The following is a 23,347-nucleotide window of genomic DNA, read 5'->3' as shown; positions in this document are numbered from 1 at the left end:
TTCAGGAGAAACGATGACGACACTGCAATGCCGATCTGTAGACAGCCCGGTGGGTGTTCTGACCTTGGCGGGACGAGACGGGCGGTTGATGCACCTTCGCATGGTCGATCAGACTTATGAGCCGAGCCGCGACGGCTGGGACGTCGACGAGACGGCCTTTCCCGACGCCGTCGAACAATTGGCGGAATACTTCGCCGGCGAGCGCACGGTGTTCGAATTGGAACTGCACATGGTCGGCACAGCATTCCAACGCCGGGTCTGGACGGCTCTGCAGTCGATTCCCTATGGCGAAACGTGCACATACGGCGATATCGCCCGCGAGATCGGATCCCCTGGAGCATTTCGGGCGGTCGGATTGGCTAATGGGCACAATCCGATCGGAATCGTGGTGCCGTGTCACCGGGTGATCGGCGCTAATGGCAGCCTGACCGGATATGGCGGCGGACTGGACCGCAAAAGGGCATTGCTGGAATTGGAGAAAAGCCGCCGGGAGCCGGCACTTTTCGACTGAGCTATTACATACAAAAACGTACATAAAAAAATGCCCGGGCCCCCAATCGGAATTGGGGGCCCGGGACTTAATGTGTGTTCGGCGGTGTCCTACTTTTCCACCCGTGTGGGTAGTATCATCGGCGCTGGCAGGCTTAGCTTCCGGGTTCGGGATGGGACCGGGCGTTTCCCTGCCGCTATGGACCGCCGTAACTTTATTCACCCGTTTCTGGGTGTGAATCTGTGGGTGTGTTTTGGTGGTGGGGTGTGGTGTGCACCCGTTATCGACCCGCGGGGGGTCGTGTGGGGTGTGTGGTTGTGGTTGCGAGACAAGGTTGTGCGTGTCTTACTGAAACCCAAACACTGTTTGGTGTTTGTGGGTTGTTGTAAGTTTTCGGCCGGTTAGTGCCAGTTCCCTGCGCCCATTGCTGGGTGTCTAGGTCTGGTCTATCGATCCCGTGGTCTGCGGGGGGCCTTATCCCACTCAAATGGGTGAGAAGCCTGGTCTTGGAGGGGGTTTCCCGCTTAGATGCTTTCAGCGGTTATCCTGTCCGAACGTAGCTATCCAGCAGTGCCCCTGGTGGGACAACTGGTAGACCAGAGGTTCGTCCGTCCCGGTCCTCTCGTACTAGGGACAGATTTCCTCAAGCTTCTGACGCGCGCGGCGGATAGAGACCGAACTGTCTCACGACGTTCTAAACCCAGCTCGCGTGCCGCTTTAATGGGCGAACAGCCCAACCCTTGGGACCTGCTCCAGCCCCAGGATGCGACGAGCCGACATCGAGGTGCCAAACCATCCCGTCGATATGGACTCTTGGGGAAGATCAGCCTGTTATCCCCGGGGTACCTTTTATCCGTTGAGCGACACCCCTTCCACTCAGAGGTGCCGGATCACTAGTCCCGACTTTCGTCCCTGCTCGACATGTCCGTCTCGCAGTCAAGCTCCCTTGTGCACTTACACTCAACACCTGATTGCCGTCCAGGTTGAGGGAACCTTTGGGCGCCTCCGTTACATTTTAGGAGGCAACCGCCCCAGTTAAACTACCCACCAGGCACTGTCCCTGAACCGGATATACGGTCCGAGGTTAGAGGCCCAATACGATCAGAGTGGTATTTCAACAACGACTCCACCCACACTAGCGTGTGAATTTCACAGTCTCCCACCTATCCTACACAAACCGTATCGAGCACCAATACCAAGTTGTAGTGAAGGTCCCGGGGTCTTTTCGTCCTGCCGCGCGTAACGAGCATCTTTACTCGTAGTGCAATTTCGCCGAGTCTATGGTTGAGACAGTTGAGAAGTCGTTACGCCATTCGTGCAGGTCGGAACTTACCCGACAAGGAATTTCGCTACCTTAGGATGGTTATAGTTACCACCGCCGTTTACTGGGGCTTAAATTCTCCGCTTCACCCTTACGAGTTAACGGGTCCTCTTAACCTTCCAGCACCGGGCAGGCGTCAGTCCGTATACATCGTCTTGCGACTTCGCACGGACCTGTGTTTTTAGTAAACAGTCGCTTCTCACTGGTTTGTGCCACCCCCTCCCGCTACCGGCAGCAAGTGCCTTCACGATATGGGGGTCCCCCTTCTCCCGAAGTTACGGGGGCATTTTGCCGAGTTCCTTAACCATAGTTCACTCGTACGCCTTAGTATTCTCTACCTGACCACCTGTGTTGGTTTGGGGTACGGGCCGTGTATGTCCTCGCTAGAGGCTTTTCTTGGCAGCATAGGATCACCGAATTCGCCTCACTCGGCTATGCATCACCTCTCAGGATCAATGAAACGCGGATTTACCTACGTTCCTCCCTACAGGCTTACCCCGGTATTACCACTGACCGGTACGGCTACCTTCCTGCGTCACCCCATCGCTTGACTACTACCAACCAGGGTCCCACGCAGCCGGTAATCCCCGCACCCCGAAGGGATTGGTGGACCACCATTTGGGTGGTTAGCACGATTGATTCATCAGGGACGCACACACACGGGTACGGGAATATCAACCCGTTGTCCATCGACTACGCCTGTCGGCCTCGCCTTAGGTCCCGACTCACCCTGGGCGGACTGGCCTGGCCCAGGAACCCTTGGTCTTTCGGCGGGCAAGGTTCTCACTTGCCTATTCGCTACTCATGCCTGCATTCTCACTCCCACACCCTCCACCACTCGATCACTCGGCGGCTTCACCGGATGCAGGACGCTCCCCTACCCAACGTATAAATACGTTGCCGCGGCTTCGGCGGTGTGCTTGAGCCCCGCTACATTATCGGCGCACAATCACTTGACCAGTGAGCTATTACGCACTCTTTCAAGGGTGGCTGCTTCTAAGCCAACCTCCTGGTTGTCTTCGCGACTGCACATCCTTTTCCACTTAGCACACGCTTAGGGGCCTTAGCCGGCGATCTGGGCTGTTTCCCTCTCGACGCACGGAGCTTATCCCCCGCCGTCTCACTGCCACACTCTTAGACTTGTCGGCATTCGGAGTTTGGCTGACGTCAGTAACCTAGTAGGGCCCATCGGCCATCCAGTAGCTCTACCTCCAACAAGAAACATGTGACGCTGCACCTAAATGCATTTCGGGGAGAACCAGCTATCACGGAGTTTGATTGGCCTTTCACCCCTACCCACAACTCATCCCCTCAGTCTTCAACCTAAGTGGGTTCGGGCCTCCACACGGTCTTACCCGCGCTTCACCCTGGCCATGGGTAGATCACTCCGCTTCGGGTCCAGAACACACCACTACACCACACACTACTGTGCGGATACGCCCTATTCAGACTCGCTTTCGCTGCGGCTACCCCACCCGGGTTAACCTCGCGACATGTCCCTGACTCGCAGGCTCATTCTTCAAAAGGCACGCCATCACCCCACGGCAAGCCGAGGGCTCTGACGGATTGTAAGCGCACGGTTTCAGGTACTATTTCACTCCCCTCCCGGGGTACTTTTCACCATTCCCTCACGGTACTCATCCGCTATCGGTCACTGGGAAGTATTCAGGCTTACCGGGTGGTCCCGGCAGATTCACAGCAGATTCCACGAGCCCGCTGCTACTCGGGAACACCATCAAGACAGACGTCGGGTTTTCACGTACCGGGCTCTCACCGTCTACGGCAGGCCATCCCAAGCCACTTCCGCTAACCACAACATTTTCTCACTGCCCCCCAGTCGGATAGAACTGAGAAGATGGGTCCCACAACCCCGCACACACAACCCCTACCCGGTATCACATGCATACGGTTTAGCCATCCTCCGCTTTCGCTCGCCACTACTCACGGAATCACATTTTGTTTTCTCTTCCTACGGGTACTGAGATGTTTCACTTCCCCGCGTTCCCCCCCAACGCCTATACATTCAGCGTTGGGTGACACGACATCACTCGTGCCGGGTTTCCCCATTCGGACATCCTCGGATCCACGCTCGGTTGACAGCTCCCCGAGGCATATCGCAGCCTCCCACGTCCTTCATCGGCTCCCAGTGCCAAGGCATCCACCATGCGCCCTTAAACACTTACAACACAAAAACCAAAAATGAGTTTCAAAAGAAATTGCACATCAACACACAAGCAACACGACCAGAAACCCGAAGGCCCCAGCCACACTCTTGCGTGCAAGATGCTCGCAACCACTATCCACAAATCAAACACCACACCCCACCACCAAAGCAGGGCAACAACACGCCTCCCACCCCACACAGGGGCCAGGGAAAAACGGGCCTGTTGTCTCAAAGCCCAATAGTGTGCCTGATGATTCCTCAAAGCAGTGTTCCCACACCACTTCTCACGTTTGTCGTTGCACCCACCAGACACCCACTACAGGGCCTGGCTGACATATCCCAACCGCACTCCTCCCACAGACGTGGGGGCGGGGGAACCAAAAATGGTGCTCCTTAGAAAGGAGGTGATCCAGCCGCACCTTCCGGTACGGCTACCTTGTTACGACTTCGTCCCAATCGCCGATCCCACCTTCGACGGCTCCCTCCCACAAGGGGTTAGGCCACCGGCTTCGGGTGTTACCGACTTTCATGACGTGACGGGCGGTGTGTACAAGGCCCGGGAACGTATTCACCGCAGCGTTGCTGATCTGCGATTACTAGCGACTCCGACTTCACGGGGTCGAGTTGCAGACCCCGATCCGAACTGAGACCGGCTTTGAAAGGATTCGCTCCACCTCACGGCATCGCAGCCCTTTGTACCGGCCATTGTAGCATGTGTGAAGCCCTGGACATAAGGGGCATGATGACTTGACGTCATCCCCACCTTCCTCCGAGTTGACCCCGGCAGTCTCCTACGAGTCCCCGGCATAACCCGCTGGCAACATAGGACAAGGGTTGCGCTCGTTGCGGGACTTAACCCAACATCTCACGACACGAGCTGACGACAGCCATGCACCACCTGCACACAGGCCACAAGGGAACCGATATCTCTACCGGCGTCCTGTGCATGTCAAACCCAGGTAAGGTTCTTCGCGTTGCATCGAATTAATCCACATGCTCCGCCGCTTGTGCGGGCCCCCGTCAATTCCTTTGAGTTTTAGCCTTGCGGCCGTACTCCCCAGGCGGGGTACTTAATGCGTTAGCTACGGCACGGATCCCAAGGAAGGAAACCCACACCTAGTACCCACCGTTTACGGCGTGGACTACCAGGGTATCTAATCCTGTTCGCTCCCCACGCTTTCGCTCCTCAGCGTCAGTTACTGCCCAGAGACCCGCCTTCGCCACCGGTGTTCCTCCTGATATCTGCGCATTCCACCGCTACACCAGGAATTCCAGTCTCCCCTGCAGTACTCCAGTCTGCCCGTATCGCCCGCACGCCCACAGTTAAGCTGTGAGTTTTCACGAACAACGCGACAAACCACCTACGAGCTCTTTACGCCCAGTAATTCCGGACAACGCTCGCACCCTACGTATTACCGCGGCTGCTGGCACGTAGTTGGCCGGTGCTTCTTCTGCACATACCGTCACTTGCGCTTCGTCTGTGCTGAAAGAGGTTTACAACCCGAAGGCCGTCATCCCCCACGCGGCGTCGCTGCATCAGGCTTGCGCCCATTGTGCAATATTCCCCACTGCTGCCTCCCGTAGGAGTCTGGGCCGTATCTCAGTCCCAGTGTGGCCGGTCACCCTCTCAGGCCGGCTACCCGTCGTCGCCTTGGTAGGCCATCACCCCACCAACAAGCTGATAGGCCGCGGGCCCATCCCACACCGCAAAAGCTTTCCACCCCAGACCATGCAGTCCGGAGTCCTATTCGGTATTAGACCCAGTTTCCCAGGCTTATCCCAAAGTGCAGGGCAGATCACCCACGTGTTACTCACCCGTTCGCCACTCGAGCACCCCGAAGGGCCTTTCCGTTCGACTTGCATGTGTTAAGCACGCCGCCAGCGTTCGTCCTGAGCCAGGATCAAACTCTCCAAACAAAAACCACCCACACCCAAAGGCACAGGCCGAATTCACATTCAGAAAAATCCGATCACAAACAACAGACACCAAAACCGGCATCCAAAAAAACAAAAAAACAGCCACACCCAAACGGGAAAAGAGCATGACCAAAAAACAACAAACAAAAACCACCAAACACACTATTGAGTTCTCAAACAACACACCAAATTTGTTTCGAGTTGACCCCTTTAGGGCAACCCTGCCAGCTTAAACCATCTTGGTCAGACTGTCAAGCGGCTTTGTCTCCCCGCTGCCGGGGCAACTCGATTAGATTAGAACTATCCGCGCTTGGGAGTCAAATCGCCTGGTCAGAGGCTTTTCGACCGAACCGCGGGCGACTCGAACTAGCTTACGCGCTCGATCTCCGCCCCCAAGCTCACCAGGTTCTCGACGAACAACGGGTAGCCGCGGTCGATGTGAAACACGTCGTGGACCTCGGTGTCCCCATCGGCGACCAAGCCGGCCAGCACCAGCCCGGCGCCGGCCCGGATGTCCGAAGACCACACCGGTGCGCTCGAGAGCTGCGGGATCCCGCGGATCACCGCATGGTGCCCGTCGGTCCGGGCGTCTGCTCCGAGCCGGATCATCTCCTCGACAAAACGGAACCGAGCCTCAAACACGTTCTCGGTGATCATCGACGTGCCGTCGGCTATCGAGGCCAAGCCGATCGCCATCGGCTGCAGATCCGTCGGGAAGCCGGGGAACGGCAGCGTTGCCACGTTCACCGCCTTGGGCCGTTCGTACTGGACCACCCGGAAACCGTCGTCGTTCTGTGTCACGGTCGCGCCGGCGTCGTGAAGTTTGTGCAACACCAACTGCAGATGTTGGGGGTCGACACCGGTCACGGATATGTCGCCGCGCGTCATGGCCGCGGCGATCCCCCAGGTGGCGGCGACGATGCGGTCGCCGATCACCCTGTGCTCTGTCGGGTACAGCCGGTCAACACCGGTAATCGTCAACGTCGACGTGCCCGCGCCGCTGACCTCAGCCCCCATCTGGTTGAGCATCGCGCAGATGTCGACGATGTCAGGTTCTCTCGCGGCATTGTGGATCGTGGTCACTCCCTCGGCGAAAACTGCAGCCATGAGGATGTTCTCCGTGGCACCGACGGAGGGAAACTCAAGCTGGATCTCCGCACCACGCAGATGATCGGCATCGGCCACCACACAACCGTGTTCGATGTTGCATCGCGCCCCGAGCTGGCGTAATCCCGACTGATGCATGTCCAGCGGCCGCGAGCCGATGGCGTCACCGCCGGGCAGGGCGACCTTGGCCTTCTTGCATCGACCGACCAAGGGACCCAGCACACACACCGAGGCTCGGAACTGTCTCACCGCAGCGAAGTCAGCGTCGTACTTGAGTTCGTCAGGAGAAGTGATCCAGACGGTCCCGCCGTCCAGCTCGACAGTGGCACCCAAGCCTCGCAACACCTCGGCCATCAGCGGCACATCCAGGATGTCGGGGCAGTTGGTGATGGTGCTGGTGCCCTCCGCCAGCAGTGCCGCTGCCATCAACTTCAGCACGCTGTTCTTCGCTCCGCTGACAGCAACTTCGCCCGACAACCGGTTTCCGCCGGTCACCACGAATCGCTCGCTCACGCGGGTTAGTTTATGCGGCCGTGGACTGAGATTCGGAATGCTCTCTCAGAATGACGGGGCAGATGTTGCAGCCGGTACGGTTCCAACATGGCTGTTCACCTCACCCGCATCTACACCCGCACCGGTGACGACGGCACCACGGGACTCAGCGATTTCAGCAGGGTCTCGAAGAATGACACAAGGCTGATCGCGTACGCAGATTGTGACGAGGCCAACGCCGCAATCGGTGTCGCAATCGCGATGGGGCGGCCCGACGACGGGTTGCTCGTGGTGCTGCGACAGATCCAAAACGATCTGTTCGACGCGGGCGCTGACCTGTCCACCCCCGTGGTGGAGAACCCGAAGTATCCGCCGCTGCGTATCACGCAGGATTACATCGACCGGCTGGAGCGGTGGTGTGACGAGTTCAATGAGCCACTGCCCGCACTGAATTCATTCGTCCTGCCCGGCGGAACCCCGCTCTCGGCACTGCTGCACGTCGCTCGCACCGTGGCCCGACGAGCGGAACGATCGGCCTGGACTGCGGTCGCGGAGCATGGCGACGGCGTCAGCGTCTTGCCGGCGAAGTACCTCAACCGACTGTCTGACCTGCTCTTCATACTGTCCCGAGTGGCCAATCCGGGCGGCGATGTGCTCTGGAAACCCGGGCAGGGTCAGTAACTGCGGCGGCGTGCACGTGGCGACGGCCGCGATTCCAGCCACGACGTGAAGGCCGTCAGCGCCCTTCGATCCAGGGCGATCTCGTAACCCTGGCGGCGCTCGGGGCTGGCGTCGCGCAGTTCGAGCACGACGATCTCGGACGTCATGATGTCGAACTCGTCACCGCGTGGGGCACGTCGTGACACCACTTCGAGGCCGCGCCGGCTGAGCCGACGATCCGGCCACCAGCGCACGCTCGACAGCCGGTAGAACCCGGCTTCACCACCGTGATAGCGCATGACTCCATGCCGCCAGCCGTGGCCGCCGACCGCGGGGTAATCCCGCAAAATCGCCGCTGTCCCACCGACCTGGCGTAACTTCCAGAGTCGGTAGGACAGCGCAGTAACTGCCAGCAGCAGCACACAGACCAGCGCGACCATGACGATCATGGGCGCGCTCATCGGCATATCTAGTCGATCTGGCCTAGGGCACGCAGCCGCGCCCTACCCCATGCCGCGGTTGCCTGGTCATCGGATTCGGAATCCCGCTTGGCCGCGTCAGCATCGATCTCGGATTCCAGCTGAGCGTTCTCGACCAAAATCCGGACAGCCTCTTCACTCACCGACAGGAACCCGCCGTCGACGGCGATCCGCACATCGTCTTCACCCTCGCGTTCGACGCGCACCATGGCGTCCCCGACGAGCTGGGCGACCAGCGGGATGTGCCGCGGCAGGATACCGATCTCACCTGCGGTGGTGCGGGTGAACACGAACGTCGCGTCACCCGACCACAGCTCGCGTTCCACGGCGACGATCTCGACGTGCAAGTCGGCCATGTCACACCACCTTTCTCTGTGCTCCTCGCGTGCGCTGCCTTCGGTCTAGAGCGCGCATCACAGCTTCGCGCCGAGGCTCTCGGCCTTCTTCGACAGATCATCGAGACCACCGATGAGGAAGAACGCCTGCTCGGGCAGGTGGTCGAACTCGCCCTTGGCCAGCTTGTCGAAGGCCTCGATGGTTTCCTTGAGCGGCACGGTCGAACCCGGCTGGCCAGTGAACTGCTCGGCGGCCATCATGTTCTGGCTCAGGAAGCGCTCAATCTTACGGGCGCGGTACACCAGGACCTTGTCCTCTTCCGACAGCTCGTCGATACCGAGGATGGCGATGATGTCCTGAAGGTCCTTGTAGCGCTGCAGGATCCGGATGACTTCCTGCGCGACGCGGTAGTGCTCGTCGCCGACGACGCTGGGGTGCAGGATCGTCGAGGACGATGCCAGCGGATCCACCGCGGGGAAGATGCCCTTGGAGAACACCGCACGAGAAAGCTCGGTGGTGGCGTCCAGGTGGGCGAACGTGGTCGCCGGTGCCGGGTCGGTGTAGTCGTCGGCGGGCACGTACACGGCCTGCATCGAGGTGATCGAACGACCACGGGTCGAGGTGATGCGCTCCTGCAGCTCGCCCATCTCGTCGGCCAGCGTCGGCTGGTAACCCACGGCAGAAGGCATACGGCCCAGCAGGGTCGACACCTCCGAACCGGCCTGGGTGAAGCGGAAGATGTTGTCGATGAACAGCAGCACGTCCTGGCCCTGCTCGTCGCGGAAGAACTCGGCCATGGTCAGGGCCGACAGGGCGACGCGCATACGAGTGCCTGGCGGCTCGTCCATCTGGCCGAACACCAGCGCGGTGTCCTTGAGCACGTTGGCGTCCGCGAGCTCGACCCACAGGTCGTTGCCCTCACGCGTGCGCTCACCCACGCCGGCGAACACCGAGGTGCCACCGAAGTTGCGGGCGATGCGGTTGATCATCTCCTGAATCAGAACCGTCTTACCCACACCGGCACCGCCGAACAGGGCGATCTTGCCACCGCGCACGTACGGCGTGAGCAGGTCGACGACCTTCAGACCGGTCTCCAGCATCTCGGTGCGGGGCTCCAAGTCGGCGAAGGCCGGCGGCTTGCGGTGAATCGACCAGTGCTCGAAGTCCTTGCCGTAGCCGGGATCGTCGAGGCAGTCACCCAGAGCGTTGAACACGTGTCCCTTGACACCGTCGCCGACAGGCACCGAGATCGAGGCGCCGGTGTCGGTGACCTCGACGCCGCGGACCAGGCCGTCGGTGGGCTGCATCGAGATGCAGCGCACCAGGTTGTCTCCGAGGTGCTGGGCGACCTCGAGCGTCAGGGTCTTGGCCAGCGCGCCGAAGCTGATGTCGGCGTGCAGCGCATTGAACAGGTCTGGCACGGCGCCACGCGGAAACTCGACGTCCACCACCGGGCCGGTGATACGGACAACGCGACCCGCGGTCTTGGTGTCTACGGCTGCAGTCATTTCTTTTCTTCGCTTTCCTACGGGGCCTTTGTCTTTAATCCGGTTAGCGTGCGTCAGCCAGCGCGTTGGCGCCACCGACGATTTCGCTGATTTCCTGGGTGATCTGAGCCTGCCGTTCCCGGTTAGCCGCGAGCGTCAGCGCCTTGATCAGATCGTCGGCGTTGTCGGTGGCCGACTTCATGGCGCGGCGGCGAGACGCGGACTCGGAGGCCGCGGCTTCCAGCAGGGCCGCATACACGCGGGTCGCGATGTAGCGCGGCAGCAGCGCATCGAACAGCGTCTCTGCGTTGGGCTCGAACGAATACAGCGTGTGCGGACCAGCGTCAGGCTCACCGACGTATTCGACGACCATCGGTGCGATCCGCAGTGCCACGGCGGTCTGCGAGAGCATCGACCGGAACTCGGTCGACACGATATGCAGTTCGTCGACGCCGAGGATGCCGTCGGCACCTGGCTCGTCACCGCTGTCGTCGGCGCCCGCCATGAACGCCGCCACCAGGGTGTCGGCGATGGTCTTGGCATCCTCGTATGAGGGACGCTCGGAGAAGCCGATCCACGACTCGGTCACGGTGCGTTGCCGGAAGCTGTAGTAGCCCAATGCCTTCCGGCCGACCACGTACAGCACGGGGTTCTTGCCCTCGTCGCGCAACAACGAGAACAGCTCCTCGGCGCGGCGCAGCACGTTGGCGTTGTAACCGCCGCACAGTCCGCGGTCCGAGGACACCACCAGCACGCCGGCCCGCTTGGGGTTCTCCCGCTCGACGAGCAGCGGGTGATCCAGCGCGCTGGCGCCGGCGAGCTCGGTGAGCATGTTGGTGATCTCCGTGGCGTAGGGCCGGGCCGCATCGACCCGCGCCTGCGCCTTGGCGATCCGTGACGTGGCGATCAGCTCCTGGGCCTTCGTGATCTTCTTGATCGACGAGGCGGAGCGGATACGTCCGCGTAGCTCGCGAAGTGTGGCTGCCATTGTTACCTAGTTCTTCTTCGGAGCCGGCTTACGGACCTTGACGGATTCCTTCTCCAGGTCCTCGGGGTCCAGTGCCTCTGCGTCGGCCTCGTTGGCGACCACCGAGCTGCCGTCGCTGGCGGCGAAGCCCTTCTTGAAGTCGTTGATGACCGAAACCAGCTTCTCCTCATTCTCCGGGGAGAGCTTCTTGGATTCCTTGATCCCGGTGAGGATCTCGGAGTGGCTGGCCTTCACGTGCTCCAGGAACTCAGCCTCGAAGCGCGAAACATCCTCGGCGGGAACCGAATCCAGATGCCCCTGGGTGCCGAGGAAGATCGCCACGACCTGGTCCTCAACCGCCATCGGGCTGTACTGCGCCTGCTTGAGGAGCTCGACCAGGCGGACACCACGGTCCAGCTGGGCCTTGGATGCAGCGTCCAGGTCAGACGCGAAGGCCGCGAAGGCCTCCAGCTCACGGTACTGGGACAGGTCCAGACGCAGCGAGCCCGCCACCTCTTTCATCGCCTTGATCTGCGCGGCGCCACCGACGCGGGACACCGACACACCGACGTTGACCGCGGGCCGCACACCCTGGTTGAACAGGTCGGACTCCAGGAAGCACTGGCCGTCGGTGATGGAGATGACGTTGGTCGGGATGAACGCCGAGATGTCGTTGGCCTTGGTCTCGATGATCGGCAGACCGGTCATCGAACCGCCACCGAGCTCATCGGAGAGCTTCGCGCAACGCTCCAGCAGCCGCGAGTGCAGGTAGAACACGTCGCCCGGGAAGGCCTCGCGGCCCGGCGGGCGGCGCAGCAGCAGCGAGATCGCGCGGTACGCGTCGGCCTGCTTGGAGAGGTCGTCGAAGACGATCAGCACGTGCTTGCCGTCGTACATCCAGTGCTGGCCGATGGCCGAACCGGTGTAGGGGGCGAGCCATTTGAAGCCGGCCGAGTCGGAAGCCGGGGCCGCGACGATGGTGGTGTAATCCATCGCGCCACCCTCTTCCAGCGCGCGCTTCACGCTCGCGATGGTGGTGCCCTTCTGGCCGATCGCGACGTACACGCAGCGCACCTGCTGCTTGGGATCGCCGGTCTCCCAGGCCTCACGCTGGTTCAGGATGGTGTCGACGCAGACAGCGGTCTTACCGGTCTTGCGGTCGCCGATGATCAGCTGGCGCTGGCCGCGCCCGATCGGCGTCATGGCGTCGATGGCCTTGATACCGGTCTGCAGCGGCTCGCCGACGCCCTGACGCTGAACCACCGAGGGGGCCTGCAGCTCCAGCGCACGCCGGGTCTCGGCGGTGATGTCGCCCTGGCCGTCGATCGGCTGGCCCAGCGGGTTGATGACGCGCCCGAGGAAGGCATCGCCGACCGGAACCGACAGCACCTCGCCAGTGCGCTTGACCTGTTGGCCCTCTTCGATCTTTTCGAACTCACCCAGGATGACGGCACCAACGCTGTGCTCGTCGAGGTTGAGCGCGACGCCCAGGACGCCACCGGGGAACTCCAAGAGTTCCTGCGTCATCACCGAGGGCAGTCCCTCGACGTGGGCGATGCCGTCACCGGCGTCGATGACGGTGCCGATCTCTTCACGCTCGGTGTCGGCGGAAAACGAGGATACGTAGTCCTCGATGGCACCTTCGATATCAGCAGCCGAGATTGTCAACTCTGCCATGGTTTTTCGTCTTCCTACCTAGTTCCTGGGGTCGTTCATGTCGTTCGTATCGAGGCTTGTCGCTTCCTCGCGCAAGCGCTCGTCAGTCCGGTAGCCCGGTCGCCGCGGCAGCCAGTCGTGACGAGATGGATCCGTCGATCACCTCGTCTCCGACGGCGATCGACAGACCACCGAGGACATTCGGATCGACATGGAGTTGGACGGAGACCGGGTGACCGTAGATACGGGTCAACACCTCGGTCAATCGCGCATTCTGGGCGTCGCTGAGCGGTGCCGCAGCCGTGACGTGCGCGACGACCTCGCCGCGGCGGGCCACAGCCAGCTCGGCCAGATCGATGACGGCCTCGTCGGCACGCTCGCCGCGCAGCAGACCCACTGTCTGGGACAGCAGCGCCTTGACCGTGTCGTTCACCCCGGTCGAGGCGGGGATCACCTTGTCGAGCAAGGCGATCCGACCGTCGACGGGGGTCGTGTAATCCGTCAGCAGGGCCGAGAGCTTGGGCTCTGCATCGAGAACACGGCCGAACCGGAACAGCTGGTCCTCCACGGCGTCGACCTCACCGGACACCTCGGCACGCTTGAGCAGCGCCAGTCGCGCAATGTGCTCGATGGCGTCGACCAAGTTCGACTCGGTCGACCAGCGCTGGGCGACCGCGGTCCTCACCAGTTCGATGGTCGGCGCACCGACTTTGCCCGACAGCAGCGTGTCGACCAGACGGACCTTGGGCGCGGGATCGTCGGACGGCTGGGTCAGATGTCGGTTCAGCACGGTCTCCGTGAGCAGCACCTTGGCGACCGAAGCCAGTTCGTCTGCCAGCGTGGTCAACCCGGCGGCGTCCAGTCCGCCGGCAACCGAGTCGAACTTCCCGACCAGAATGCCGAGTGATTCGCGGCTGGCAGCGCGCAATTCGGCCGTCGCGGCGGTGTCGATAACCACGGTCGACGGCGCCATCTGCTCCAGTTCGACGAGGAACCGGTCGACGGTGGCCGACTGCGCGGCCGGATCGGCCACGTGTGTCCGCACCAGCTCGTTGGCCTTCGCCACCGATTCTTCGCCGAGATCAGTCCGCAGTCCGCGGATAAGCTGCTGACGCATCAGCTGAACCTGTTGTCCGCCTTGAGCTTTGATGCGCTCGGCCTCCGCACCGGCCTGCTCGGCAAGCTGCGCGGTGATCCGCGTTGAATCGTGCCGGGCTTCGTCGGTGACCTTGGCCGCCTCGGCCTTGGCATCCGCGAGCGCCTTGGCGTGCATGGCGTCGGCGTCGGCGAGCTTCTTCGAAGCTTCCGCGCTCTCAGCCAGTGCGGTGCGTATTGCATCCTGTTGTTTTGCCATCAGGGACTTCACCGGCGGTACCACGTACCGCCAGATGATGTACACGATGACCGCGAAGCCGATCAGCTGTCCGATGAAGATTTCCATCTACTGCGTCCCACCTGATTTCACGTCGACGCCGAGGATGCGACTTGCCAGCGTGGCCGACAGACCGTCGACTGACGATTCGAGGTCGGACTGCGCGGCGGCACCTTGCGCGGACAGTTGCTGATCTGCATCGCGAACCGTTTCGGCCACTTCCCCGCTGGCTTCGACACGCTTCTGCTCGACGACCGAACGGCCAGCGGCACGAGCCTCGTCACGGATGGCCGAAGCCTCGGTCCGAGCCCCTGCCATCGCCTCGTCGTAATCGGCCTGTGCGGCGGCAACCTGCTCGGCCGACTTCCGGTTGTCTGCTGCGGTCTTGGCCAGCATCGCTTCCCGCTCCGCCAGGACCTTACCGATCGGCGGTACCACCCATTTCCCGATCACGCCGAGCACGATCAAGAAGATGAGCAGCACGACGAAGAAGGTCCCGTTGGGGATCAGGAAGTTGCTCTGACCCCCGCCGCCTTCTTCCGCTGCCTGGCTAGACGCCAGGATCGTTGCGCTCAGTTGTTCCATCACGCTGGATTACGAAGCGCCCGGGGTCGCAAACACGAACAGCGCCATGAATGCCAGGTTGATGAAGTATGCGGCCTCGACCAGACCGACGGTGATGAAGAACGGGGTGAACAGGCGGCCCTGTGCCTCCGGCTGACGAGCGATACCGGAGATCAGTGCGTTACCGGCAATACCGTCACCGATACCGGCACCAATCGCGCCACCGGCCATGATCAGACCACCGCCGATGAGTGCACCGGCAACGATTGTGGGGTCGGTCATTCCTTATTCCTCCTTGGTAACTGGCAGCGTTGCCACCAGGGTCTCTTGTGGTTCCTACACGCCCTGTCGGTCAGTGTCGGTTTTTTAGTGGTCGTGTTCGTGGTCCAGTTCCATGGACTGACTGAAGTACAGAATGGTCAGCAGGGCGAAGATAAAGGCCTGGATCAGACCGACGAACAGGTCGAACGTCTTCCAGATGGCGTTCGGCGCCCACTGGATGTACCAAGGGAACATCGCGATCAGCGCGACCAGGATGCCGCCGGCGAACATGTTGCCGAAAAGTCGGAGGGACAGCGAGACCGGCTTGGCGATCTCCTCGACGATGTTGATCGGCGCCAGCACTGCGACATGGCCCTTGACCAGCTTCTTCGCGTGCCCAACCGGGCCTCGCCGCCAGATGCCTGCCGCGTGATAGCACAGGAAGACGAACACGGCCAGCGCCAAGACGTAGTTGATGTCCGAGGCCGGTGGAGCCAGAAGTTCAGATGCAGCACCATCCGGTCCGCCGAACTGCACGGGTAGCACGGACAGCCAGTTCGACACCAGGATGAAGACGAATATGGTGACTGCCAGCGGCAGTACGAACGGGGCGATCTTCATGCCGATCGCGCTCTCGATCTGTTGGCGCATCTGGATGGTGATGGCCTCGAAGAACAGCTGCACACCACCCGGGACCCCGGTCGAGGTGACCTTGGCCCGCAGGAAGAACGCCAGCCCGATGACGATGACAGCGGCGACCGCGGTGGCGATGATCGTGTCGATGTTGAAGGTCCAGCCCAGCCACTTCACTTCTTCGTGGTGGCCGACGTGGATCGCTGCGGCAAGAACAGTCTCGGTCATCTGGTGTCAGCTCAGCCCTTCGATTCCGTGCCAGAGGTGTCGACAGCATCGAGGCCGTCGGTGCGGATCTTCTTGAGCACCGGGAAACTGGTGGACATCACCAGCAGTGCCTGGAAGATCGCCAACCCGAACAGCACCGCGATGCCGCCCGAGTTCTTGAAGAAGTATGCGATCGCGAGACCGATCGCGGTGATGATCAGCAGCCGGGTTGCGGAATTCACCGCCATCTTCTTCTTGAGAGGGTGTTCCTCAGCGGTTATCGACTCCACCGCGTGGCGCACCAGTAATGCATTGACCAGGCCAAGGCCAAGGCCGACGCCGAAGAACACACCGAACAAAACGTGACCGGTGAAAGCGGCGGCCACGACGGCCACACCCGTCAGGGCCACGCAGATGACCAGCAGCCGCAGTGGCCGGAATGCCACCGATGGAAACACCAACGGCGCGTCTTGCGCTGGTGTCGTCACTGCTTCACCCCAATCCCACGGTCACGGAGCACATCTGCGTATACACGTACTACCTGGCAATGTCCTGAGCGTGCCCGACGAGCGTAGCGGAGGGCCGCGGGCCCGCTGGAATCACCCAAGGGGTAGCTCCCTTTGTCGGTCGTTATTCGGCGCCGATCGGCTTTTCGGAACCAATGGGCCGGGCCGGCAACCCGTGAGGTTTTTCGGGTTCTGCCAGCACCGTACCACATGGTAGGTGGCCCTAATTGAGGACTACTACTTTTCGTCGTACTGATCATCGAGCTGCGGTTCCCGCCCATCGGGACCGCGACGCAACAGAGGTATCAGAGTGACCACGATCGCGACCAGAATGGCCGCCGCCATCACCGCGCCGGTGTAACGCGGGTCGACGAAAATCGTGCTGGCCGCCCCGAAGGCGACGATGCCCACCCATAGGTAGATAAGTAGCACCACGCGGCGGTGCGAATGGCCGATCTGCAATAACCGGTGGTGCAGATGCATCTTGTCCGGACTGAACGGACTGCGCCCCGCGCGGGTGCGCCGCACGATGGCCAACAACATGTCCAGCGCAGGCACAAACATCACGGCGACAACCAACAGGAACGGCGACAACAGCGCGAACACGTCGCGGGCGCCGTAAGCGTTCTGCGAGATCGGGCCTGCCGCGGTGGTCGCGGCGGCGCCGAGCATCAAACCGATCAGCATCGACCCCGAGTCGCCCATGAAGATCTTGGCGCGGTGGAAGTTGTGCGGCAGAAATCCGAGGCAGGCGCCGGCCAACACCACCGAGATCACCGCGGGCGGGTAGAACAGCACGTCGCCACCGTGGTCGCGTAACAGCCCGACCGAGAAGACGCAGATGGCCAGCGCCGTGATCAACCCGAGGCCGGCCGCCAGGCCGTCGAGCCCGTCGACGAAGTTCATCGCATTGACGATCGAGACCGTCAGCGCGAGTGTGAGCAGGATCGAGGAGACCTGATCGAGCACGATCGTGCCGACTCCCCCGATCGGGATGTACAGCACGCTCCACGCCACACCCATGGTGACCAGCACGCTCGCCGCGGTGATCTGCCCAGCGAATTTGGTCAGCGCGTCCAGACCCCACCGGTCGTCGATCAGCCCGATAGCCATGATCAGGCCGCCGGCCACCACCACGGCCGGCATTCCGGTCGAATAGACGAACCCACGGGTCAACGCCGGAAGTTGGGACGCCAGCAGCACGGCCGCGGCGACACCGACATACATCGCCAGCCCACCCATCCGAGGGGTGGGCTGCACATGCACGTCACGCTCACGCGGATAGGCCACTGCGCCGAGCCGGATGGCCAGCACCCGAACCCAGCCGGTGGCGAAGTAGGTGATGATAGCGGCGGTCAGGCCGACCAGTATCAGCTCTCGCAGGGGCACGCCCGCCCCCTGATCGGACAGTGCCAAGACTTCGGCATCGGTGTAGCTGCCGGCCAGGATCACCGGTGCACCGTACTGCAGCAAGCTGAGATCACTCCGTGAGCGTTGCGGTCAGGGCTGCGGCTTCCACACCGAGAATCCCGGCGATGGCGTCGGCACTGATCGGCCCTTCACGCAGGATGCGCGGCCGCTCACCAGTCAGATCGACAATGGTGGAGGCCGCCTGCCGTTCGGCAGGACCACCATCCAGATAAACCTCGACCAGATCGCCAAGCTGCTCGTGCGCCGCAGCGGCGGTCACCGCGGCCGGCCGGCCCGAGATGTTGGCGCTCGACACGGCCATCGGGCCGACCTCACGCAGCAGCTCGATGGCCACCGGGTGCAGCGGCATCCGCAGCATCACGCTGCCGTTGGCGTCGCCGAGGTCCCAGTGCAGCGATGGCGCCTGGCGCACCACCAGGCTCAGCGCACCGGGCCAGAACGCCCGGATCAGTTCGCGCGCGGTATCGGGCACCGAAAAGACCAGCCCGTCGATCGTGGTCCAGGATCCGACGAGGACGCCGACCGGCATATCGCGGCCACGCCCCTTGGCCGCGAGCAGGCTGCCGACCGCGTCACTGTCGAAGGCGTCCGCGCCGATGCCGTAGACGGTGTCCGTCGGCATCACGACCAACCGCCCGCCCTTGAGCGCGCTGATCGCCGAGGCGATGCCTTTCGCGCGCTGATCGGGGTCGCTGCAGTCGAACGTTGCCATATCAGCTCCTCGCGCAAGCGCTGGTCGGTCTCATATCAGCTCCATGAACTCAGCTTCTCCCAGTGCGGGTCGCCGTGACAAAGCGGGGTCGTCCGGCCAGGTCACGGTGTGGCGTCACGGCGGCGAAACGTCCGTCGTCGACGAACATCCGGGCGGTGCGCCCAGATGTGGTGTCGTCGTGCTCGATGGCGCAACCGGCGCCGTCACGCAGCCAGCGCGCGGCAAGTCCCACGATCGGACCGATCACCGCCATGCCGTCGGCTCCCCCGAACAGCGCGTGCGCCGGATCGTGCTCGGCCACCTCGGGCTCCAGACGAGCCCCCGCCGGAATGTAGGGCGGGTTGGCAACCAGCAGGTCGACGCGGTCGTCGAGCTGAGGCAACAATCCCGGCGTCGTGACGTCGGCGGCCAGCACCTCGACCGGCGTTCCAGCGGCATTGCGGCGCGTATAACGCAGGGCCTCAAGTGAGTCGTCGATGGCCAGCACCCGGGCATCTGGCCGGTGCGCCGACAGCGCCAGGGCCAAAGCCCCTGAACCCGTACACAGATCCACGATCATCGGACTTTCCGGAAGCGGTTGCGCATCGATGAATTTCGTCGCCCACTCGAGCAGCGATTCGGTTTCCGGCCGGGGAATGAACACACCCGGGCCTACGGCCAGCGTCAGCGGACCGAACGCAGCGGTGCCTACCAGATGCTGCAGCGGTATCCGTCGCGAGCGTGCCGCGATCAGCTCGTCGAAAGCCCGCCGGAAGTCCGCGCCGGGATCGTCGATCAGCATGAGGCGCCCGCGGTCCGTGCCCGCCACGTGCGCCGCCAGCAGTTCGGCGTCGGTGCGGGCCGATTCGATGCCGGCCGCGGCCAGCGCATGGGTGGCCGCCTGGAGGACGTGCCGCAGGCCGGTCATGCTTTCCCCGGCAGGCCGGGTCATGCCTGCTGCAGCCTCGACTGCTTGTCAGCAGCGGCCAGCGCGTCGAACAGCGGATCCAGCTCGCCGTCGAGCACCTGGTCCAGGTTGTGCGCCTTGAAGTTGATCCGGTGATCGGCGATCCGGTTCTCCGGAAAGTTGTAGGTCCGGATGCGCTCGCTGCGGTCCACGGTGCGGATCTGGCTGGCGCGGTCGGCCGAGGCGTCGGCATCGGCCTGTTCCTCAGCCAGCGCCTGCAACCGCGCGGCCAGCACCTGCATGGCGCGGGCCTTGTTCTGCAGCTGGGAGCGCTCGTTCTGGCAGGTCACCACGATGCCGGTGGGCAGATGTGTGATACGCACCGCCGAGTCGGTGGTATTAACCCCCTGGCCGCCCTTCCCTGAGCTGCGGTAGACATCGATGCGCAGGTCCGACTCGTCGATCTGAACCTGCTCGACCTCCTCGGGCTCCGGGTAGACAAGGACCCCCGCAGCCGAGGTATGCACCCGGCCTTGCGATTCGGTGACCGGGACACGTTGCACGCGGTGCACGCCGCCCTCGAACTTGAGCCGGGCCCACACGCCGTCGGCCGAATCGCCCCTGCTCCGGATGGACAACGTGGCGTCCTTGTATCCGCCCAGGTCTGAGCTGGTTTCGCCAAGCATGGTGACGGCCCAGCCGTGCCGTTCGGCGTAGCGGATGTACATCCGGGCCAGGTCGGCTGCAAACAGCGCCGATTCCTCGCCGCCCTCCCCCGACTTCACTTCGAGCACGATGTCGTCGGCGTCATGCGGGTCGCGCGGTGCCAGCAGATCGGTCAGCTGGGTGTCGAGCTCGGCGACGCGTGCGGTCAGTTCATCGACCTCAGCGGCGAAGCTGGCGTCGTCGGCCGCGAGTTCACGGGCCGCTTCGAGGTCGCCACGGGCGGCCTCGAGCTTGCGGTACGTGGCCACAACCGGTGAGATCTGCGCGAACCGGCGTCCGACCTTGCGGGCAGCCGACGCGTCCGCATGCAAGTTGGGATCGGCGAGTTGAAGTTCGAGGTCAGCGTGCTCGGCGAGGATCACCTCGATTGCTCCCCCCGGCTGAGCCGGGAATTCAGCAGAAGCTGTGTCCGTCACGTCAACCTCCTCCGATTCTGTCCTGAAACGAGAACGACGCCCGGATCTGACGCGTATGCGACAGATCGGGCGTCGTTGACGCAGCTACTTGTCAGCCGCGGCCTTCTCGGCTGCAGCCTTGCGCTTGCCGTAGCGCGCCTCGAAGCGGGCCACGCGGCCGCCGCTGTCGAGGATCTTCTGCTTGCCGGTGTAGAAGGGATGGCACTGCGAACAGACCTCGACGACGATCTGTCCATTGTTCTTGGTGCTCCGCGTGGTGAAGGTGTTGCCACAACCGCAGTGCACGGTGGTCTCGACATACTCAGGGTGAATGCCCGTTTTCATGGTTCCTCTTCAGTAGTTGGCCCGGGTCGCCCAAGATGGACGTGAACCGGGACCGAGGGGTCGGCGGTCCATTATGCCAGTTCGGCCGCCAGCCGCCTAAACGTGCGCACACCCGGCGGTATTCCTGGCCATCGGTCGAGAAAAGCCACTGCCCCGACACGCTCGGCGTGCGGGGCAGTGTGCGGTTGGGTCAGTCGACGTCCATCGAGCCCGGTGCGGTCTTGGAGACCTGGACCAGGAACTCGTAGTTCGTCTTCGTCTTGCGCAGCTGGCTCATCAGCAGATCGATGGCCTGGTGGCTGTCAAGCCCTGAGAGCACGCGACGCAGCTTGTGCACGATCGCGAACTCGTCCGGGGACAGCAACAGCTCGTCCTTTCGGGTGCCGGACGGGTTGACGTCGACAGCCGGGAACACCCGACGCTCGGCGATCTTGCGGTCCAGCTTGAGCTCGGCGTTGCCGGTGCCCTTGAATTCTTCGAAGATCACCGTGTCACCGGTGGAGCCGGTCTCGACCATCGCCGTGGCGATGATGGTCAACGAGCCACCGTACTCGATGTTGCGAGCCGCGCCGAGGAACCGCTTGGGCGGGTACAGCGCGGTGGAATCCACACCACCGGAGAGGATGCGGCCCGAGGCCGGCGACGCGTTGTTGTACGCACGCCCGAGCCGGGTGATCGAGTCGAGCAGCACGACGACGTCCTTGCCCTGCTCGACCAGGCGCTTGGCCCGCTCGATGGCCAGCTCGGCGGCCTGCGTGTGATCTGACGGCGGCCGGTCGAAGGTGGAGGCGATGACCTCGCCCTTCACCGAGCGCTGCATATCGGTGACCTCCTCTGGGCGCTCGTCTACGAGCACGACCATGAGGTGACACTCCGGGTTGTTGCGGGTGATCGCGTTCGCGATGTCCTGCATGATCGTGGTCTTACCGGCCTTGGGCGGCGACACGATCAGGGCACGCTGGCCCTTGCCGATCGGCATGATCAGGTCGATGACGCGCGTGGTCAGACGCTCAGGCGTGGTCTCCAGGCGCAGCCGCTGGTTCGGGTACAGCGGGGTGAGCTTGCTGAACTCGGGGCGCTTCTTGGCGTCCTCCACCGAACCACCGTTGACGGTGTCCAGGCGCACCAGGGGGTTGAACTTCTGCCGAGAGTTCTGGCCGCTGTTCTCACCCTCGCGGGGCACCCGAACCGCACCCGTCACGGCGTCACCGCGACGCAGCCCGTTCTTGCGGACCATATTCATCGAGACGTAGACGTCGTTGGGACCGGCCAGGTAACCGGAGGTCCGGACGAACGCGTAGTTGTCGAGGACATCGAGGATGCCCGCAACGGGCTGTACGACGTCGTCCTCGCGCAGTTCGGCCTCGTTACCGCCGCCGCCTTCTCCGCCGCGCTCGCCACGCCGGCGACGATCGCGGAACCGACGACCCCGCCGGCCCTGACGGCCGTCACCATCGTCCTCCCCGGCATTGCCACCGCGGTTCTGCTGGTCACCCTGCTGGTCCGACTGATCGCCAGCCGACTTGGTGTCCGGCCTCTCCGGCGCATCCTGCCTGTCGTTCCTACCCTGCTTGGCCGGCTGGTCCTGCTTGGCAGGTTGCTCGGCGGCCGGCTTGGCGTCCGCCTCGGCGACCTTCTGGTTCTCACCGCGCTGGTTCTCACCGCGCTGCCTCACGGACTCGTCGGCCGCCGGCGCTCCCGCCTGGCGGGACGCGCCGCGACGTTCCCGGCGCGGCGGTGCCTGCTCGGCCGGTGCCTCGGCGTCGGACTTGGTCTCAGCGTCGGACGTGGTCTCGGCGGGGGCATTCGCGGCAGCGCCGCGGCCGTTGGTCTCGCCCCGATGGGCACGGATCGCAGCGATCAACTCGCTCTTACGCAGGCCCGATGCGCCTTCGACACCGATTTCCTTGGCCAGCGCGCGCAGCTCTGGCAGCACCATCGTCGACAACGAGGCAGGCCGCGGATTTGCGGCGCGCGTGTCGGACGTGGGCGCGGAAGGCGCAGCAGCCGGTGTTTCCCCTGCATTTGCTGCCGTCACGGCATTCGACAGCTCTCCGGTGTCATTGCTGTTATCAGCCGTGAAGAGGTCCGTATCAGTCACGGATTTCCTTTCTTTCCCTCACTGTTTTGCGTCACGCGAGGGTTCCCCAAAGGTCGACGCGCATTCAGCTGTACCGCTGAACGCGTAGCTCGCACCGCCTATGTAACGGTGATCGCACGGGTTTGCCGTTGA

The 23,347-nt window shown here is 62.9% G+C and carries 19 protein-coding genes and 3 rRNA genes; 2 read left to right on the top strand and 20 right to left on the bottom strand.

Going from position 1 to position 23,347, the window contains the following annotated elements; all coding sequences use genetic code 11:
- The first annotated feature begins 13 nt into the window (after window positions 1-13).
- Window positions 14-511: a methylated-DNA--[protein]-cysteine S-methyltransferase gene (locus tag B133_RS0102230; protein ID WP_026255878.1), complete on the top strand. Its 498-nt coding sequence runs from the start codon at window positions 14-16 to the stop codon at window positions 509-511.
- A 76-nt stretch (window positions 512-587) separates the two neighbouring features.
- On the opposite strand, the gene rrf is transcribed toward B133_RS0102230, so the two are convergent.
- The 4 genes from rrf to murA form a co-directional block, all read right to left on the bottom strand.
- Window positions 588-701 (bottom strand): 5S ribosomal RNA (gene rrf / locus B133_RS0102225).
- A gap of 170 nt (window positions 702-871) precedes the next feature.
- Window positions 872-3,996: ribosomal RNA gene (locus B133_RS0102220) — 23S ribosomal RNA — on the bottom strand.
- A gap of 376 nt (window positions 3,997-4,372) precedes the next feature.
- Window positions 4,373-5,892, bottom strand: a 16S ribosomal RNA gene (locus tag B133_RS0102215).
- The 16S, 23S and 5S rRNA genes sit together here, the layout of an rRNA operon.
- 366 nt (window positions 5,893-6,258) lie before the next feature.
- Window positions 6,259-7,512: a UDP-N-acetylglucosamine 1-carboxyvinyltransferase gene (gene murA, locus B133_RS0102210; protein ID WP_018599082.1), complete on the bottom strand. Its 1,254-nt coding sequence runs from the start codon at window positions 7,510-7,512 to the stop codon at window positions 6,259-6,261.
- An 87-nt stretch (window positions 7,513-7,599) separates the two neighbouring features.
- Between murA and B133_RS0102205 the strand changes: the two genes are divergently transcribed.
- Window positions 7,600-8,172, top strand: coding sequence for a cob(I)yrinic acid a,c-diamide adenosyltransferase (locus tag B133_RS0102205; RefSeq protein ID WP_018599081.1), 573 nt, complete (start codon window positions 7,600-7,602; stop codon window positions 8,170-8,172).
- Here the strand turns inward: B133_RS0102205 and B133_RS0102200 are convergent.
- The 16 genes from B133_RS0102200 to rho all read right to left on the bottom strand — a co-directional run bounded on the left by B133_RS0102200 (window position 8,166) and on the right by rho (window position 23,215).
- Complete coding sequence (locus B133_RS0102200; protein ID WP_026255877.1) at window positions 8,166-8,612, bottom strand: DUF2550 domain-containing protein; 447 nt, start codon at window positions 8,610-8,612, stop codon at window positions 8,166-8,168. The two genes, B133_RS0102205 and B133_RS0102200, sit on opposite strands and share 7 nt — an antisense overlap.
- An 8-nt stretch (window positions 8,613-8,620) precedes the next feature.
- On the bottom strand, window positions 8,621-8,986 hold the full coding sequence (locus B133_RS0102195; protein WP_018599079.1) for a F0F1 ATP synthase subunit epsilon: 366 nt from the start codon (window positions 8,984-8,986) through the stop codon (window positions 8,621-8,623).
- Window positions 8,987-9,043: 57 nt separating this feature from the next.
- On the bottom strand, window positions 9,044-10,474 hold the full coding sequence (atpD, locus tag B133_RS0102190; RefSeq protein ID WP_018599078.1) for a F0F1 ATP synthase subunit beta: 1,431 nt from the start codon (window positions 10,472-10,474) through the stop codon (window positions 9,044-9,046).
- A 43-nt stretch (window positions 10,475-10,517) separates the two neighbouring features.
- Window positions 10,518-11,441 (bottom strand): F0F1 ATP synthase subunit gamma, encoded by a 924-nt coding sequence (locus B133_RS0102185; RefSeq protein WP_018599077.1) that lies wholly within the window; start codon window positions 11,439-11,441, stop codon window positions 10,518-10,520.
- A 6-nt stretch (window positions 11,442-11,447) separates the two neighbouring features.
- Entirely contained in the window at window positions 11,448-13,097 is a 1,650-nt protein-coding gene (gene atpA, locus B133_RS0102180; RefSeq protein WP_018599076.1) for a F0F1 ATP synthase subunit alpha, read from the bottom strand.
- Between the two features lie 82 nt (window positions 13,098-13,179).
- Complete coding sequence (locus tag B133_RS0102175; RefSeq protein ID WP_018599075.1) at window positions 13,180-14,517, bottom strand: F0F1 ATP synthase subunit B/delta; 1,338 nt, start codon at window positions 14,515-14,517, stop codon at window positions 13,180-13,182.
- A complete protein-coding gene (locus tag B133_RS0102170) occupies window positions 14,518-15,033 on the bottom strand; it encodes a F0F1 ATP synthase subunit B (protein ID WP_018599074.1) in 516 nt (171 codons plus the stop codon).
- Between the two features lie 9 nt (window positions 15,034-15,042).
- Entirely contained in the window at window positions 15,043-15,294 is a 252-nt protein-coding gene (locus tag B133_RS0102165) for a F0F1 ATP synthase subunit C (protein ID WP_018599073.1), read from the bottom strand.
- Window positions 15,295-15,378: 84 nt separating this feature from the next.
- The gene (atpB, locus tag B133_RS0102160; protein ID WP_018599072.1) at window positions 15,379-16,134 is read right to left on the bottom strand and encodes a F0F1 ATP synthase subunit A; all 756 of its coding nucleotides are present in this window, start codon (window positions 16,132-16,134) and stop codon (window positions 15,379-15,381) included.
- 11 nt (window positions 16,135-16,145) lie between these two features.
- Window positions 16,146-16,601 carry an ATP synthase subunit I gene (locus B133_RS0102155; RefSeq protein ID WP_018599071.1) on the bottom strand — a complete coding sequence of 152 codons (456 nt, stop codon included), beginning with the start codon at window positions 16,599-16,601 and terminating at the stop codon, window positions 16,146-16,148.
- A gap of 255 nt (window positions 16,602-16,856) precedes the next feature.
- Entirely contained in the window at window positions 16,857-18,089 is a 1,233-nt protein-coding gene (locus B133_RS0102150) for a glycosyltransferase family 4 protein (protein WP_369751479.1), read from the bottom strand.
- 10 nt (window positions 18,090-18,099) lie between these two features.
- Window positions 18,100-18,762 (bottom strand): L-threonylcarbamoyladenylate synthase, encoded by a 663-nt coding sequence (locus B133_RS0102145; RefSeq protein ID WP_018599069.1) that lies wholly within the window; start codon window positions 18,760-18,762, stop codon window positions 18,100-18,102.
- Between the two features lie 49 nt (window positions 18,763-18,811).
- Entirely contained in the window at window positions 18,812-19,669 is an 858-nt protein-coding gene (gene prmC, locus B133_RS0102140) for a peptide chain release factor N(5)-glutamine methyltransferase (protein ID WP_026255876.1), read from the bottom strand.
- Window positions 19,670-19,689: 20 nt separating this feature from the next.
- Window positions 19,690-20,790, bottom strand: a complete 1,101-nt coding sequence (gene prfA / locus B133_RS0102135) for a peptide chain release factor 1 (protein WP_051088021.1) — start codon at window positions 20,788-20,790, stop codon at window positions 19,690-19,692.
- 84 nt (window positions 20,791-20,874) lie between these two features.
- Window positions 20,875-21,114 carry a 50S ribosomal protein L31 gene (rpmE, locus tag B133_RS0102130; RefSeq protein WP_018599066.1) on the bottom strand — a complete coding sequence of 80 codons (240 nt, stop codon included), beginning with the start codon at window positions 21,112-21,114 and terminating at the stop codon, window positions 20,875-20,877.
- Between the two features lie 190 nt (window positions 21,115-21,304).
- Window positions 21,305-23,215, bottom strand: coding sequence for a transcription termination factor Rho (gene rho / locus B133_RS0102125; protein ID WP_026255875.1), 1,911 nt, complete (start codon window positions 23,213-23,215; stop codon window positions 21,305-21,307).
- Window positions 23,216-23,347: the final 132 nt, after the last annotated feature.

Origin of the sequence: Mycobacterium sp. 155 (assembly GCF_000373905.1) — a bacterium.
GTDB lineage: Bacteria > Actinomycetota > Actinomycetes > Mycobacteriales > Mycobacteriaceae > Mycobacterium.
This window is presented reverse-complemented; position numbering and strand designations above follow the sequence as displayed.